The sequence below is a fragment of the Pseudoalteromonas aliena SW19 genome, from assembly GCF_014905615.1.
In the GTDB taxonomy this organism is placed as follows: Bacteria; Pseudomonadota; Gammaproteobacteria; order Enterobacterales; family Alteromonadaceae; genus Pseudoalteromonas; species Pseudoalteromonas aliena.
Window position 1 is genome coordinate 1 of the sequence record NZ_AQGU01000008.1, and the last position, 1,120, is coordinate 1,120.

At 38.8% G+C, this 1,120-nt stretch carries 1 protein-coding gene; it reads right to left on the reverse strand.

The genetic code is table 11. The features are described from left to right. Window positions 1-38: 38 nt before the first annotated feature. Window positions 39-1,004, reverse strand: coding sequence for an IS30 family transposase (locus tag PALI_RS00045; RefSeq protein WP_193154360.1), 966 nt, complete (start codon window positions 1,002-1,004; stop codon window positions 39-41). Window positions 1,005-1,120: the final 116 nt, after the last annotated feature.

The following is a 1,120-nucleotide window of genomic DNA, read 5'->3' on the forward strand; positions in this document are numbered from 1 at the left end:
CCCGAATTCAGGTTCCAAGTGCACCAAACCTTAAACCACTAATTAATAAAGACTTCTTCAGCTGTCTGATAATTTAGTATTTTCCTTGGGCGAGTATTAATTTTCATTACAACCTCTTGGAGTTGTTCATTAGTTATAGTTGAGAAATCAGTTTTCTTTGGGAAATAACGCCTGATCAGACCGTTTGTATGTTCATTTGTTCCTCGTTGCCACGAACAATAAGGATCAGCAAAGTAAATAATAAAATCTAGTTCTTCTTCCAAGGCTTTAAATTTCGAAAATTCTTTTCCATTATCCAAGGTCAGAGTTAACTGTTTATGCTCTGGAATCTCTTTAAACATCTCTACTGTAGCCGTATTGAATGACTCAGCTTGCTTAGTCTCTATTTTTTGCGCGATTAAATATCGAGAGCTACGGTCAACATGGGTTACAAAAAAACCAGAGCCCTTTTTGCCTTCAATTAAATCACCTTCCCAGTCACCTATTCGGCTTCTGTCTTCGACTATTTTTGGTCGTTCGCTAATACTTACTCTATTCTTAATTTGCCCACGTAAATCGCCATATTTACGTTGTTTACGTCTTTTTTTATGCCTCTTCGCTAAGTCTTTGTATAGCTCTCCACCTGCTTTAAAATCCTTAATCACCCATTGATAGATTGTTTCATGGCTGACATGCATTAATTCATCTGACGGGTTATCCTTCTTAAGCCGACCTGCTATAGCATCTGGAGACCATCCCATTACTATCTTACTCAGCACAAGCTCGTACAGTGCCTTATTGTTTCTTTTTCTTGCATGCCTAGCGACCTTCCTTCTTGCCATCGCTTTTTCGTGCGCTGCCTCATCGAAATAATCATAGTAGGGTGGCTTATTTCGCTTAACTTCACGCATGATAGTTGTATGGTGTCGATTTAATAGTTTACCAATGGATCGGCAGCTTTCGCCACTGTTGAATCGATAGTAGATAGCTTTTCGTTCGAAACTGTTAAGATGTTCGTAAGGCATTCTGAATTCCCTCGATAATGAGTTTGGTCGCACTTACTACATTAGCAAATACTTCAGAATGTCATATTTATTGGTGGGTTATGGTCAATGGTGCACTTGCATAATGAATTCGGGAA